The following is a 14,724-nucleotide window of genomic DNA, read 5'->3' on the forward strand; positions in this document are numbered from 1 at the left end:
TTTGTGCCGGTTCTGTTGCAGTTGTCCGGCCCGCAGGCACAGCAAAGCCCCCCGGCAGGTCTTCGTCTGCCGGGGGGCTGTTTGCTGTTTTACTGCTTGGGGAACGCCTTATTCCACACTTCGATCACCTTGAACTTCGGGGTCCAGCCTTCGGGTTCAAAGCAGTCGCCCTTGGCATCCATGGCGCCCTGCTCCACGCACCACTGAGCGGCCTTGGCCTGCTCGGCATCGGTGATGTCTGCAAAGGCGGGCTGTGCGGCGGGTTCGGGCTTGCCCTTCTCAGTCCAGATGAGCAGTGCCAGCTGGCCGCGGTTTGCGGGGATGGCTGCGCCCTCGGGCAGGAGGCCGTTCAGAATCACGCGGGTGGCGATCTCGTAGCCGCCCCAGACGGCTGCACCGCCCAGTGCTGCACCGGCCACGATCGCACCAGCTGCGCCGGAGCCGTCGTCCACGGGGTCAACGTCGAAATCGGGGTCCAACGAAGCATCCGGGTCAGTACTGGGGTTGAGCGCGTCGCTCTTCCAGTGAGCCACGAGCTTCACTTCACTCTTCGGTACTTTAAACTCGATGGTCTGGCTCTCGATGTTCTCGGCCTTGAGGTCTGCCGGGGTCACGATCTCCCAGTAGTCGAACACCATACCGGGGAAGATTGCTTCGTCGATTTCTGCGGTGATGTTTGCCATCTCACCGACATCTGCCCATTCGGTCACAGACTCTTCGCCGGTGTCCTCACTGAACTTGGCCGGGACGCTGAACACGGTGACCATTGCCTTGTAGTGGGCGGTCAGCTCCACAGGCTCGTTCACCATTACAAAGGTTGCTTCGCCGGTTGCTTCGTCCACAGTGGTCAGCGTAACATTCTCGGGATCCACCGTCCAGTGGTCGAACTTCAGGCCGGGGATCTCATCCGCCTTGACGGTAACGGTCTGGCCGGCCTTTGCGATGCCGCCCTCTTCGCCTTCCACATAAGTGGTGCCGTCATGGACGGTGATCTCACGCAGGTGCAGGAACTTTGCTTCCACGGTCACATCCTCGTCCGGCATGGTGAAGCTGGTGCGCTCTGCCTTGCGGTTGGCAATTTCCAGATCTTCCGGGCCACTCTCCCAGTGCTTGAACTCGAACTCGTCCGGGTTGCGCTGTTCGCGGTCGATCTCGATCCAGATCTCGGTGCCTTCCAATGCGCTGGAAATGGGGTTGCCCTCTGCGTCCGTGGCCACGCCCTTGGACACTTCGATGCTGTGGTACTGCTTATACTTTGCCTCGATGGTCACATCATGATCGGGCATGGTGAACTTTCCGTCCTCGGTCAGCTCCACGCCGTCGGAGGCTTCCCAGCGGTCAAACACGTAGCCCGGGCGTTCGTCAGCAGTAACGGTGATCTCCGTGCCCACGATAGCGCTGGCCGGGTCTGCGGTGCAGAATGTGGTATGGATGCTGTGGATGGTGTTGTACACAGCCTTCAGCGAGATGGACTCGGCCGGCATGGTAAAGGTGGTTTTGGCCTTGTTTGCATTTTCCAGCGTCACATTGCCGGAGACGATTTCCCAACGGTCGAAGACCTTGCCGTCAAGATCGTCTGCCATGATGGCGACTTCGGTGCCCTTCTTCGCAGTGGTGATCTCCTCACCGCCTGCATAGGCCTTGCCGTTTTCCAGCGTGATGGACTGCAGCTTCTTATATTTTGCAGTCAGCACGACCATGCTGTCGGGCATGGTAAAGGTGGTCTCTTTCGCATTCTTGTTAGCCACAGCAACATCGCCGTAGCTCACTTCCCAGTGGTCGAACACATAGCCCTCGCGGCTCTCTGCCTTGATCTTAACAGTGTCGCCGATGACAGCTTCTTCAACATTGGCAGTGCCGTTGTTCACGGTGATGGCATGCAGATCGTTGTATTCGGCCGTGATTTCCACAGCGGTCTCCGGCATGATGAACTTCGTCTCAGGTTCGCGCCGATCATCCAGGATCACGTTTTTAGACACGATCTCCCAGTGGTCAAAGAGCTTGCCTTTGATCTTGTCGGCCTTGATGACAACAGGTTTACCCTTCAGGGCTGCATCGGTCACGGCATCTTCCACATAAGCCTTGCCGCTGTTCACCGTGATGCCCAGCAGCTTCTTATACTTTGCGACGGCGGTCACAGGCTTATCCGGCATGACAAAGGTGGTCTCTTCCTCATTCTTTTTAGCCACAGCAACATCGCCGTTGTTCACTTCCCAGCGGTCGAACACATAGCCCGGGCGGCTCTCTGCCGTGATCTTAACGGTCTCGCCCTCAATGGCGGTGTCCTTGTCTGCAGTGCTGAACTTCACGTCGATCTTGTGCAGAGTCTTGAACACAGCCTTCAGGGTCACTTCCCCTCTGGGCATCGTAAACTCAAGGGGCACGTTCTTCAGCTGCTCCTCCGTCAGGCCGTCCACACCGGTCACTTCCCAGTGGCTGAACTTCTGGCCTGCAGGGGCAGAGTCTGCCGTTGCAACGATGGCGTCGCCCATTTTGGCTGTCTCTGCGGTGTCGCCATTGACGGTAAAGGAGCCGCCTTCAATGGAGATGCCGTGGAGTTCCTTGTAAACGGCCTTCACCTTCACGTTCGTGTTCTTCACGGTAACAGTCGCAGTCTTGTTCTTTTCGTCTTCCAGCTCCGCTTCGCCCTCGAGAATCACCCAGCGGTCGAACACATAGCCCGGACGATGATTCGCAGTAACGATAACTTTCGTACCCTCTTTTGCCGAGGTGATATCTGCCGTACCATTTACCACTTCAATTGCATGGAGCTTTGCATACTGCGGGTTCAAGGTAACATTGCTTTCCGGCATCTTGAAGGTGATCCAGTCCTTGTTGACCCAATTGCCCAGATCAACGCCGGTCGCGTTCCATTTTTCAAACTCCCAGCCGTCCTTGTTCGGTGCCCAAGCTCTGATCGTCTGCCCCGGAAATGCCTTTTCAGCTTCCGTGCCATCCACCTTGATGATAACAGCAGTATCGTTGGAGTTGATGGTGTAGTACTGCTTGTAATTCGGGATCAGAGTCACGCTCTTGTCCGGCATGGTAAAGGTGACTTCTTTTGCTTTCAGCTGGTCAGACGTCAGCACACTGTCCAGGTCAGTCCAGCCGGTAAACTCAGCGTTTTCTCTGCCTGCTGCGGTCACGGTGACCTCTTCGCCCGCAAAGGCCGAGGTCACTGCCTTACCATCCACGGTGATGGTGGCATCGTCTGCCGTAATCGTATAGGAAACTTTCGGCACAATGCGCAGGTAATTTACCGTACTGGCCGGAATCTTCCCAGTGCCCGCATCCGTCGGCGTTGCATCCGCTGCATTGCTGGTATAGTAGACAAAATCGCTCGCACTTACCGGAGCGGCAAACTCAATTCCGCTACTTGCAACTCCATGATTTGCGCCTGCTCCCGTGTGCTCAAGGGTAACAGGGCAAGCACAGTAGATGTACACTTTTTCTCCAACCGGTGTCCAAAGAGAATTGCTGGAAACTTTCACGGAACGAGCGTTTTCGATCAACAGATTAAAATTCACAATCATATTTGTGGATTCCAGCACCACGTCCGTGTTCGGTGCATCGATGGTCAGATAATGGACTGCGTCGGCACTCGGATTCAGCAGGGTCAACTTTTGCTTATCAGGATCATACTTCAGGAAGCCAAGAATGTTGTTGCAATTATCGCTGTCAACTTCCACCTCACCTCTGCCATAGATTTCAATGGTAATGCCATACTTCGTAGCAACAGACGCATTAGCATCCGTTCCGCTGTTCTCCGCGTCCAGCACGCTCACGGCGCTGCGGCGAGTCATGCTCAACTGCATCAGCGCATCGGTGCTTTCGGCCAGCGCCGGAGCGGAAAGGGTGAACATCATGCATCCGGCCAGCGCCGCCGATACTGCACGCCGGATAAGTTTGCCTTGTTTCATGGTACAGCCTCCTTTTTCCCCTCGCATTTTTACGGGGGGGGGGTATATATTACAGTATCTTGATTATTTCACACTTTACCGGATTTTGGAAGCAAACCTGCGTGAATCGCCCTAAAAGCAGCGTGAAAAGCATGATTTGTGCCGGTTCTGTTGCAGTTGCCCGGCCCGCAGGCACAGCAAAGCCCCCGGCAGGTTTGCGCCTGCCGGGGGCTTTGCTGTATTATGAAAGATCAATCCTTCTTCTCTGCTGTGCGGGCAAAGAAGTTGGCGAGGATCGCACCGGAAATGTTATGCCACACGGAGAACACAGCGCCGGGAATGGTAGCCAGCGGATACTGTGCAAAGTGTGCGGCGGCCAGACTGGTTGCAAGGCCGGAGTTCTGCATGCCCACCTCGATGGAGATCGCGCGGCACTTGGTGGAGTCCAGCTTGAGCAGCTTGCCCACGCCAAAGCCGGTGAGGTAGCCCAGCACATTGTGCAGGATGACCACCACAAGGATCAGCAGACCGCTGGTCATGATCTTGGCGCTGTTGGCGGAGACCACGGCGCAGATGATCAGCACGATGGCGGTAGTGGAGACCAGAGGCAGCACACGGACGGCTTCCTCGGTGAACTTATGGAAGAAGTGATTGACCACAAAGCCCAGTGCGATGGGCACCAGCACCACCTTGACGATGGACATGAACATGCTCATGGGGTTCACGTCAACACGCTGGCCAGCGTACAGCAGGGTGAGCAGCGGAGTGAGGAGAGGAGCCAGCACGGTGGAAACAGCGGTCATGCCAACGGACAGTGCAACGTCGCCCTTGGAAAGATAGGTCATCACGTTGGAAGAGGTGCCGCCGGGGCAGGTGCCAACCAGGATCACGCCAATGGCCAGCTCGGTGGGCAGGTGGAACACCTGCGTGAGCGCCCATGCCAGAAACGGCATGAGGGTGAACTGTGCAACGCAGCCGATAATCACGTCCTTCGGGCGGCTGAACACCACCTTGAAGTCCTCCGGCTTCAGGGTAAGGCCCATGCCGAACATCACGATGCCCAGCAGGTTATTGACCCACGCCGTCTTTACCACGCTGAACGGGCCGGGGAAGAACAGGGCACCCGCGGCCACCACAATAACGATGGCGGCCATGTACTTGCCCACAAAGTCGCTTACTTTTTCAAGTGTTTTCATAATTGTTTCTCCTTTTCCTTCTGACATGCTTTGGGACAAAAGCATCCGCAAAATAAAACGCCCTTGTCCCCTACGGTCTGTAAGAGACAAAGGCGTGTAATATCCTCTGCGGTACCACTCTTATTGCCAGCACAACGCTGACCACTCAGTGCACGTCCAACAACGCGCGGCCCGTGATAACGGGGGCCTGCCGTTCCTGCTTACTGGGGCGCACACCGTCCATTCAGCCGGAAAGCTCGGAGAGGATCTTCCCACGGATGCCCTGCACTGCCTTGCACCAACCGGCAGCTCTCTGCAGCATTCCTTCCGGGTACTTTTTCTCGTCATAGCCGTAATATTCTTGGTGACATGGAGTATACTCCCCTGCAAAGGCAAAGTCAATAGAATGAGGCCTTCTGATTTTTCATGCAGTTCATTTCAGGAGTGAAAGTGGTTCACGCAGCAGACAAAGCAGAACGGCATCGGCACCGACTGCTCCGGCAGGATGACGCGAAGCCATGGTCTAAAGAGTAGGCCGCAATGCCATCCCATCACACAACAAAAGACCGCTCATCTTTTCGGGTGAGCGGTCTTGCTGTTTCTGCGGTTTATTCGCCTTTGGCTTTTGTAAGCAGCATGTGCACGTATTCCGCGCAGGCATCCCAGTCGCGGGCGGCGGCCTTGTCCTTCGGCATCAGGCTGCTGGCAAGGCCCACGCCAAGGCAGCCCGCCTTGCGGAACTCCGGGATGTTCTCCGGCGTTACGCCGCCAATGGCAACATAGTTTGTGTCGTCCTGGAATCCGACAATCTGGGGCAGGAGAAAAACGACCTCTGAGCCGCTTTTTCCTGTCTGATACGCAAAAAAGATCCCGTTCACCCAGAAGTGGACGGGATCTTTTATTGCTTATGGGGCTTTACTGCAGCCGATCAGGCTTTGACGAAGGCAGCTGCTTACTTTGCAGCCAGGTATTTGCCCAGTTCGCGGCCCAGCGTCAGGCACATACCAATGCTCACACCGGGGATCGGGGTGATATACTCGGGACCAAAGCGCATACCGCAGGTGTTGCCGGAAGCGTACAGGCCCTCGATGGGCTGATAATCCTCGTTCAGCACCTGCTGGTCATTGGTGGTCACAAAGCCGCCGGTGGTCACCAGTGCAAAGCCCAGACTCGGGGTGGTGACATGGGCGTAGAAGGGAGCCTTTGCAACTGCATTCAGGAAGTGCGGGTCCTTGGCAAAGTCGCTGTCGTAGCCCTCGGCGCAAACCTTATTGTACTGCTCCACAGTAGCGGAAAGGGCTGCAGGCTCCACACCGATGTACTCAGCCAGCTGTTCGATGGTATCGGCGCAGTACCAGCCGTTGGCGCCCTCGGCACCAGCAGCCTTTGCGGCCTCAAAGTTGCCCTTCATGGCTTCCACCACAGCGGGCATGTCGTACTCGAATGCCTGATGGCCGGGGAAGCCGCGCAGGATCTGGGTCTCATAGGTGCTGTCGTAGATGGAGGTGATATTGCCGCGCTTTGCACGTGCCATGAAGAAGCCGTTGATCTCCGGGCCGGCAAAGGCTTCGTTCTGGAAGCGCTGGCCATTCTCGTCCACCCACAGGGGGCCGGGCAGATAGTCGGGCACGGCCATGGAGTCGAAGTTCATGGTGGAGATGTCGCCCTCCAGACGGCCGCCTGCCCACACACCCATCTGGATGGTGGAGCCGTCGCGGCCAAAGGGAGCAAAGAAGTCCTCATCCTTGGTGAACAGACGCTTGATGTCCGGCAGCAGATCGTCCATCATTTCCTTGTTGCCGCCAAAGCCGCCGCCTGCCAGCACAACGCCGTTCTTGGCGTTGATCTTGAGGTAATTGCCGTCGCTGTCCTGTGCGATCACGCCGGTGACCTTTGCACCGTCCATTACCAGCTGCACACCCTTGGTGCCAAACAGAGCGGTGGCATTGTCAGAGAAATTCTCCTCCACATAATTGTAGTTGTCCCAGCTCAGGTCCTTCAGCTCCAGCTGACCGGCGGTGTTGTTGTTCTTCTCGCCGCTGGCGGGGTTCTCCCAGTAGTTCTCCCACCATTCCAGCGTGCCGGTGTAGTAGTGCATGCCGTTGTTCAGCTGGTGCACGGTGTACTCGTTGTCCGGCCAGAACTGGATGCGGGTCTTGGCCAGCGTGTCCGGGTTGATCTTGTCCAGCCACCAGTCCACCGTGCTGCCGCTGTTCTTGGCAAACTTCATCACCAGTGCGGTGTTTGCCTTGCCGTGGGTCTGCATCATCCAGTTGTTCACAAACTCCACTTCGTCCACCTTGGGCACACCGTGGCTCAGCAGGTAGTCCGAGTTGATGTGGCCGATATCGTGGCCGACCGTCCACCAGCTCTCGCGGGGCATGGCTTCCAGCACCAGAACGTTCTTGCCCTCTTCGGCCAGCTCACGGTAGCAGCTCAGGCCGGCATAGCCCATACCGATGATGGCAACGTCAACATCGTAGGTCTTGGTGATCTCACTGTCCGGGATGGCTTCCGGGGCGGTGCGCCAGCTGGCAGCCTGCTCAGAAGCTTCCGGGGCAGACACTGCCGTGCCGCCCATGGCCTGTGTGATGCAGTCGTTCATGCACTGCTTCACAGCATCGCTGGTAATGGTTGCACCGGACACGCCGTCGATGGTGCTGTTCTGAGCTTCCAGCAGCTGCTTGATCAGGTCATCCTTTGCGGCCTGACCGATGGAGTCGGTCTCACCGGACAGATCCAGCTGGATGTCGGTAATGGCCGTCTCGCTGAAGGTGGCGGTCATGGTGATATCGCTCATGCCCTTGGCTGTGGCAGTGTAGGTGCCCGGGGTGTACTTTGCAGCGGCAGAAGATGCAGCCGTGCTGCCGGAAGCAGCATTGCAGGCAGCCAGTGCACCGGCGGTGATGCCGCTCATGGCAGCAGCAGAAGCCAGCTTCAGAAAGCTTTTGCGCGAGATCTTTTTCATCTTGGTGGTTCCTTTCGTTTTTCTCTTTCTTCTCAATGTGCGGGGTCGTGTGCCCCTTTCGGTTGTTAATTCTATCACAATATCTCGCACTTGAAAAATATTGCTTTCTTCTTATAATCAGAAGTAAAAGTTATAAGCAATTTTTTAAGAGAAAAAGGAGCCGGTCATGACCCTGCAGCAGATTCGCTATTTTATTGCGGTGGCACAGAATTTGAGCTTTTCCAAAGCGGCACAGCAGCACTATGTTTCCCAAACGGCGGTCAGCCAGCAGATCAAGCTGCTAGAAGAAGAACTTGAAACTGAGCTGTTCCAGCGCACACGGCACTCGGTGGCGCTTACCAGTGCCGGGCAGGTATTCTACGAGTATGCGGTGCGCATCACCGATCTTGCGGAGGATGCCGCCCGCCGCACCCGCGCCGCTGCCGCCGAGTGCAGCACCCCGCTTGAGATCGGCATGATGAGCGGCATGGAAAATCTGCCCATTCTGGAAAAGCTGCTGCTGTTCAAGGAGCAGCACCCTGCCATTCCGCTGCACTTTCATCTTGGGGATTTTCCCACCCTGAAAAAACGCCTGCAGCAGAAAAAGCTGGACTTTGCCCTGCAGCTGGAGCTGGTCCCGCTGGAGGATGCCTCCTCCCTGCTGCGTGCTCAAGTAGGCCAGCTGCGCCAGTACGTAGTGCTCAACCGCCAGAGCCACCTGTCCAGCTATGCGTCCCTGCACCGCAGCCAGCTTGCCAGCGAACAATATTATGTACCCGCCATGGACCGGGAGCTGTGGAACCAGTTTGCGCAAGTCCTCACCCGCCACGGCAGCGACCCGCAGAACATCAAATTTGCGTATTCCATGGAGAAGTTGATGCTGCAGCTGGCTTTCTACGGCGGCTATACCATCCTTGCCGAGCCGGTTCTGGCTCAGCTGCCCGCCAACAAAAACCTCACCTTTATCCCGCTGGAAAACGATACCGTTCCCGCTTGGGCCGTGTGGAACCGCGAGAACATCTCGCCCGCCCTCCGGCTGCTTCTGCGTGAGCTGGATATTGACCCGTGACCTGCTGCAGAATGCATTGACGATCTTGCGCAAAAGCGCTGCTCTTTTTTCAGAAATTCAGCAAGAAAGGTCTCTCCGGCGCTGCGTGGAGAAATGCAAAGGTCGATCACATGAATCAAAACGATCCTGTCCCGGACGATTTCACTCTTTCGCCGGCCTTTGTGGATGCACTGCCCGCGCTGTTTTTTTGCCTGCAACATGGTACTGGTGGCAGGAATTTTGCTTTTATCATGAATATGCAGTGAGCCGGAAGCCTCTGATCTACAGAAGGCTCCCGGCTCATTTGCTATGGATTTTTTACGTGGATACCATTCGAGTCCTTGATCGAAACAAAAAATTCCACGTCATACGACTTGGGATTTCCTGGTAGCCTATTCTGTTGCTCAAACACCCCACTGGGGTGTTTGTTGCTGTCGCAAACGCAAACTTCCGATAAACAAAAAACGTACCCGAACCCTTTTTCATAAAGAATCGGGTTCGAGTACGAACTGTATGGTGGAGAATTAGGGACTCGAACCCCAGACCCCCTGCGTGTGATGCATGATGACTTTTCGTTTTTTAGAACGATGATTCGTTAAATAGACTCGATTTGCCACAGATCTGCTACAAATCAAGCCTCGTCATCCAACAAAAGTCATTGTTTCTGGGAATGCAATACCAAAGTCAATTACAAGTTGCTCTATGGCTTTCCAATCATCCTCCCATGGCTTTTTTACATACTGTAGTATGCAGTGTGCTTTGATTGCTTTTTGATGTACTTTTTCACAATCCTCTTCTTTGCAACGGAACTGCACCATTTTCTCATATCTTTCGTCCAGTTGATGCTTCAGCACACTTTTATGAAAATTTCCTAAACCATTAGCTCCAATCCCCGGAACTAAAATTTTATCAGGTTCATTAACTATTTGTTCCTCACTAGGCCATATAATGCCTATAGCTTCGAGCTCCGCTCTAAAATTCAAAACTTTTTCGCTTCTTTTTAGCGTCACACCATCCTTAAAGTTAAAGAATTTAAAGAACTCTTCAAAGCGAGAATCATCTTGAAACTGTATCAAGGCTGTTAAAAATTCTTTATTCTCAATATTGGTCTCTAATGTTAGTACTTCTGGCGGGAAAAAATTTTCTTTCATTCTTACAGCCAAAACATGCAATTCTATTGGATATGTCTCTTTCTTTTCTTCGTAAATTCCAATAGCTTTTTGAGCAGACGATCCATATTTATCGTTTTCACATTTCTTATCGCTATCCATAATACAAGCTATCGGTCTGCATTCTCCTGTCAGAACTTCATTTTTTATTGTTGTATCCGCTTCTGATCCACCACAATGGATTCCATGAATCGAAAGATTTATATTCGCACTTTTCTCTCTGATTATTTCCCTAGTAAGATCCGTATAGAGTTCGCAATCTCTCAAATTTTCGCAAATCAGTTCTGATTGTGCCAGCATAAATTTTCTTGTAATAGGGACATATAATTTAATTGTACCATCCTCTTCCTTTAGTGTATTACAATCAACCTCTGTGCTGTACACAATTCTATATCTTGTTACATCCACATATGATTTTAACTTAAAAGCTCTCCTAAAAAGTGCTGAAAAGACTCTTTTCGAGCGATTTTCAAGTATTCCACAATTTTTTAAATACTCTAAGACATCAACTTCTGCATAAATCACATGGTGATGTTCATAACACTGTCTTGCAATCTCATCAAGCATTACTATTATATCACTTTGGTCATTCAACTCCTCTTTGTGAGACTCTAAATATTCCACTACATCCTCTGTAATTTCAACAACCATAGTTTCTCACACTTCATCTGGATCAAAGAAACCAATCGGCCATTTTTCCAGTTGCCCTTTTTCATTAAATTTTGTCTGAGATACCTTCGTGTTTCCTGTATCATCTTTATCAAAAATAACAACATTAACCATCTCTGGTAGCAATTTTTTCTTATTAATTAAATATCCCAAACGGTTAATCATTGCTTCGCTGTGTGTTTCCAAAACAAATTTTATCTTGCCGCCGTTTTCTTCCGATGCCAATTGTGAAAACACATCAATTAATTTAGCCTGCAATGCAGGATGAAGATGCAATTCCGGTTGTTCAATCGCTTCATAGTAGTCTGCTGACTGCCCTCCTATATAGCCATAAAGAAATCTCCTCACCGAAGAATTCTCGGACATATTAACTTTCCATACACTTAATAATATTGGCAAAATCTGTGAATATCCAAAACCAGTATCCACCAGATTTTCTTTTATATTAGTACGGCTATCTTTCACCAAGATGGACACATGCCCATCTTTTTGTACTGTCGAAAACTCACAACCAATAGTACTTTTTGTCCATTGTGAAAACGCCTTTTGTTCTTTTTCCCTTAAGTTATTAAGAACCATTTCAAGATTTTCTCCACTCGGATCAACCTCATTAACCGATAAACCTTGAATTCTTCGATAACGCTCCGCATTTAATCTCAGCGGTTTTGAATATCGCACTCCTGTAAACTCTGAAGTTATTTGTCCACATACAAACGACATTATCGTCGGAATAGATGCCAAAACTATCAAATCATTTATTTTCTTTATATTTTCATCATCAACACTCGCCTTGTTTAAATTTTTTCTCATTCCCTCTGGGAAAGCAGTTGTATTCGTTAAATGTTTTAATACTTCTTTGTGCGATCCAAACAACTCCGGACGAATGCCTGCAGCAATCGTTCTATCTTTCGTATTCGAATTGGAGTATCGTTTTAAATACTGAACAATTTGATTCAAAAGCTCCTCGTTAATAAAGTATCTATAAAGAGACACTCCCATTTGATCATTTTTATCAGATACCATAACAATTTCTGGTAGCAACGCTCCCCTATTATAGTTAGTAAAGTAGCGCTCATTAAAAGTGTTTCCATTAACTTCGATTGAATCTACCTCGGATAGTGAATTAAAATTCAATCTAAAATTCTGATCCTTAATACTTACGTTTATTGATGACACTACTTGTTTTTTTAACGAAAAAGTTGCGGTTGCCTCCATTTTCTTATCTCTGTCGTCCACAAAAACTATCGACTTCGTGCTAATTTTCGACACATCCGGAATTTCAAGGCCAAACGTCAATTCAATATCTTCTTTTTCATTATGGGTCTTACTTTGATCGTAATCCCCAAAGTCCACATATTTCCCATACCATAAAATCGGTTCAGCCGTTTTAGCTTCTAGCGTCTGCTTCAGAAGTGGAAATATTCTCAAGAATGTGCTCTTTCCGGAGCTATTTCTTCCAACTAGAATTGTAATCGGTTTTATCTCAATCTGCTCAACATTTTTTAACGAGCGAAGATTCTTAATTCCAATAGATTTCATAGAGAACTCCCTTCTCTGCCAACTCTATAACCTTAAATTATTTCAAATATTGCTAATTTATCTTTTCTTAAATTACAATTGTTTCTTTCAGTTTACAAAATCTACAATTGAATTCTTTTTTATATTTCTTTTGTCCATCCCATATACTTTTATTTATATCATAAATTTGACATACTCCAATTTTTTGTATAGCCTCCACCGCCGCTTCTCTCTGGCTCAAATGCCGCTTTCCAACGGTCAGGCAGTTTGCGCCATCCAATGTGTCATACTGCCGGAACGCTCGGTTGAAATCCATCAAATCATGCAGACGGATAGGTTGATTCGTCTCATTGTCCACCAACAGACCCCAGTTTTCCCAATGGCGGTCGGTGTTGCCCACCAGATAATCCAGAATGTTCATCATATAGTATCCGTGAGCATCCAGTTCCAGAATCTTATCCAGCGTGTTCCAATCATGGTTTGTGCAGTAGACATCGTAGGCTGCATACGTCACTAGGCTATATCGCTGCGAGGTCATAATCTTACTGATGGAAACAGGCTCGTTTTCAAACATTCCCTGCTCATACAAAACCTGATGGCAGTCAAAGCATCGGCAGATTTTACTTGCCAGCACTTCACGCTCGACTGCATCTTGTCCACCATCTTTGTAAAGATAGAAGCCATCATCCTTGCGCACCCACGCTTTAGGATAGCATCCACCAGTGGACAAATCATTTGCTAAAAGATGTGCATTTGTCACAGTCATCTGATGCCCACGCAGTGCAATATCCACAAGAGCATTGCTTAAAGAGTGTGTGTAGAGATTGATATCCTCAAACAGGATATTCTCTTTTTCTCCTTTTACCCAGAACACATCCAGCAGTGACAGGCAATGGTACGAAAGCGCAATCTGTGCACGTTCCCGATCCGTAACGCTTTGAGATGCGCCGATACTATTCAGAATCTCTTTCGCGTAGGTACGATCCAGCGTTAGCATACGGGATGCACACCAATAATAAAAATTGGTTACATTGTTGATTCGATCATCAAAGTCATCCGATTCTTCCAGCACCAAATCGTATGGCATAAAATCTTCAAGGTAAATCTTGCATTCACCAGCCGTGCTCACCTGTGCCACGCACTTTTCCATGTGCATGACATGATAGACTATTGCTTCGCCCATTGCTTTCACCACCTTATTTGACCAATGCACGCCGTCTTTTCTACTATTGTACCTTCTTTCCCCCTGCAAAACAAGATGTAAAAAAGCTCTCGATCCTTAATATAGCGGCCAAGAGCTTTTTTACCCGATTATCTTTGTCTGTTCCAGAGCTTTAGCTCAATCATTAGATTTCATCCAATCCATACTTGTGTCTTTTCCCTCCACAGCATTGCACATAAATACCATATCGACTTATCTTGGCTTCGAGAGAGCAGCCGCATCTGGGGCAAAGCATTCCGTTTTTATTGCCCTTATGATAAAAATACTCTTCTACGAATTCCGTTTCGACAAATTCTGTATGCTTGCAGGACGGATAGCCAGAACAGCTCAAAAAGTACTTTTGATTTCTGGACTTTTTCAGCTGCATAGGTTTTCCGCAGACAGGGCACTTTTTGTGTGCAAGAACATAATCCGATAACTTATCCGTTATCAAGTTTCCCTGTGCATCCTTTTCAACGGTTTTGGCTTGATCCATCACCTGACTCATTTCCAGTAATCCGTAAAGGATCTTTGCTGTGTGCGTTCCCCAAAAACGAATACATGGACGATTGTTAATAGCGCTTGTCCTGCCTTCTATTTTGAAGCACGCTGCAGATTCTGGCATGCCAAACCATGTTACAGTCTTGTCGATCAATGCAATCGGATCTGTCAGATAGTGATTTTCTACCGCAAAATACTTTAACGTCGGATGGAGGTTCTTCTTCGATTCGGCTCGAACAAATACTTTTACTCCACGGCTTTGAGCTTCTGCAAGAGCCTGTGCAATTCTAGTGGTATTTATATCCGAGTTTGCCGGAGAATCCGGAATGTCAATCCGGACCTCACGCCTTGCAGTAGCCAAATCCTTAATGAATTCATCCACTTGATTTTCTTTTTCCACGAAATCAAAATAGTATTTTTCAAGGTCGTCATTCGGGCGAATTATTTCCGGAATCATGGGAGCTGTCGCGCGATAGCTTTTCAGCATTTGCATGAACATCAGATTTTCTGACATTCCTTTATTTCTCATGAACGATCCATTTGCTACGCAAATAAACTTCCCCGGCCGATGTCAAGTCTTGGACAACATTTTTCACA

The 14,724-nt window shown here is 50.1% G+C and carries 10 protein-coding genes and 1 other annotated feature; of the genes, 2 read left to right on the forward strand and 8 right to left on the reverse strand.

Features of this window, described 5'->3' with window-relative positions; translation table 11 throughout:
* Window positions 1-89 precede the first annotated feature (89 nt).
* From GKG34_RS07935 to GKG34_RS07950, 4 genes are all read right to left on the reverse strand, one after another.
* The gene (locus tag GKG34_RS07935; protein ID WP_173015236.1) at window positions 90-3,920 is read right to left on the reverse strand and encodes a hypothetical protein; all 3,831 of its coding nucleotides are present in this window, start codon (window positions 3,918-3,920) and stop codon (window positions 90-92) included.
* 230 nt (window positions 3,921-4,150) lie between these two features.
* Window positions 4,151-5,095, reverse strand: a complete 945-nt coding sequence (locus tag GKG34_RS07940) for a bile acid:sodium symporter family protein (protein WP_154255951.1) — start codon at window positions 5,093-5,095, stop codon at window positions 4,151-4,153.
* A gap of 80 nt (window positions 5,096-5,175) precedes the next feature.
* Window positions 5,176-5,431: a binding site (T-box leader), on the reverse strand.
* A gap of 251 nt (window positions 5,432-5,682) precedes the next feature.
* Window positions 5,683-5,952 (reverse strand): hypothetical protein, encoded by a 270-nt coding sequence (locus GKG34_RS07945; protein WP_154255952.1) that lies wholly within the window; start codon window positions 5,950-5,952, stop codon window positions 5,683-5,685.
* Window positions 5,953-6,026: 74 nt separating this feature from the next.
* Window positions 6,027-8,042 (reverse strand): FAD-dependent oxidoreductase, encoded by a 2,016-nt coding sequence (locus GKG34_RS07950; protein ID WP_005945061.1) that lies wholly within the window; start codon window positions 8,040-8,042, stop codon window positions 6,027-6,029.
* A 166-nt stretch (window positions 8,043-8,208) separates the two neighbouring features.
* Here GKG34_RS07950 and GKG34_RS07955 point away from each other — a divergent pair, with 166 nt between their 5' ends.
* Window positions 8,209-9,090 carry a LysR family transcriptional regulator gene (locus tag GKG34_RS07955; protein WP_005945064.1) on the forward strand — a complete coding sequence of 294 codons (882 nt, stop codon included), beginning with the start codon at window positions 8,209-8,211 and terminating at the stop codon, window positions 9,088-9,090.
* 110 nt (window positions 9,091-9,200) lie between these two features.
* Window positions 9,201-9,335 carry a hypothetical protein gene (locus tag GKG34_RS16060; protein ID WP_005945067.1) on the forward strand — a complete coding sequence of 45 codons (135 nt, stop codon included), beginning with the start codon at window positions 9,201-9,203 and terminating at the stop codon, window positions 9,333-9,335.
* Window positions 9,336-9,710: 375 nt separating this feature from the next.
* Here the strand turns inward: GKG34_RS16060 and GKG34_RS07960 are convergent, their stop codons facing one another.
* The 4 genes from GKG34_RS07960 to GKG34_RS07975 form a co-directional block, all read right to left on the reverse strand.
* Entirely contained in the window at window positions 9,711-10,889 is a 1,179-nt protein-coding gene (locus GKG34_RS07960; protein ID WP_005945069.1) for a hypothetical protein, read from the reverse strand.
* 6 nt (window positions 10,890-10,895) lie between these two features.
* Window positions 10,896-12,446: an AAA family ATPase gene (locus tag GKG34_RS07965; protein WP_005945072.1), complete on the reverse strand. Its 1,551-nt coding sequence runs from the start codon at window positions 12,444-12,446 to the stop codon at window positions 10,896-10,898.
* Between the two features lie 67 nt (window positions 12,447-12,513).
* Window positions 12,514-13,608, reverse strand: a complete 1,095-nt coding sequence (locus GKG34_RS07970) for a hypothetical protein (protein WP_154255953.1) — start codon at window positions 13,606-13,608, stop codon at window positions 12,514-12,516.
* Between the two features lie 163 nt (window positions 13,609-13,771).
* Complete coding sequence (locus GKG34_RS07975) at window positions 13,772-14,641, reverse strand: topoisomerase DNA-binding C4 zinc finger domain-containing protein (RefSeq protein WP_005938788.1); 870 nt, start codon at window positions 14,639-14,641, stop codon at window positions 13,772-13,774.
* Window positions 14,642-14,724 lie beyond the last annotated feature (83 nt).

It is taken from the genome of Faecalibacterium sp. BIOML-A4 (assembly GCF_009679665.1).
Classification (GTDB): Bacteria; Bacillota; Clostridia; order Oscillospirales; family Ruminococcaceae; genus Faecalibacterium; species Faecalibacterium taiwanense.

Excerpts from the sequence above, each read along its gene's own strand:
- GKG34_RS07950 (WP_005945061.1), bottom strand. The coding sequence starts at position 8,042 with ATGAAAAAGATCTCGCGCAAAAGCTTTCTGAAGCTGGCTTCTGCTGCT.
- GKG34_RS16060 (WP_005945067.1), top strand. The coding sequence starts at position 9,201 with ATGAATCAAAACGATCCTGTCCCGGACGATTTCACTCTTTCGCCGGCC.
- GKG34_RS07975 (WP_005938788.1), bottom strand. The coding sequence starts at position 14,641 with ATGTCAGAAAATCTGATGTTCATGCAAATGCTGAAAAGCTATCGCGCG.
- GKG34_RS07940 (WP_154255951.1), bottom strand. The coding sequence starts at position 5,095 with ATGAAAACACTTGAAAAAGTAAGCGACTTTGTGGGCAAGTACATGGCC.
- GKG34_RS07960 (WP_005945069.1), bottom strand. The coding sequence starts at position 10,889 with ATGGTTGTTGAAATTACAGAGGATGTAGTGGAATATTTAGAGTCTCAC.
- GKG34_RS07955 (WP_005945064.1), top strand. The coding sequence starts at position 8,209 with ATGACCCTGCAGCAGATTCGCTATTTTATTGCGGTGGCACAGAATTTG.
- GKG34_RS07935 (WP_173015236.1), bottom strand. The coding sequence starts at position 3,920 with ATGAAACAAGGCAAACTTATCCGGCGTGCAGTATCGGCGGCGCTGGCC.
- GKG34_RS07970 (WP_154255953.1), bottom strand. The coding sequence starts at position 13,608 with ATGGGCGAAGCAATAGTCTATCATGTCATGCACATGGAAAAGTGCGTG.
- GKG34_RS07965 (WP_005945072.1), bottom strand. The coding sequence starts at position 12,446 with ATGAAATCTATTGGAATTAAGAATCTTCGCTCGTTAAAAAATGTTGAG.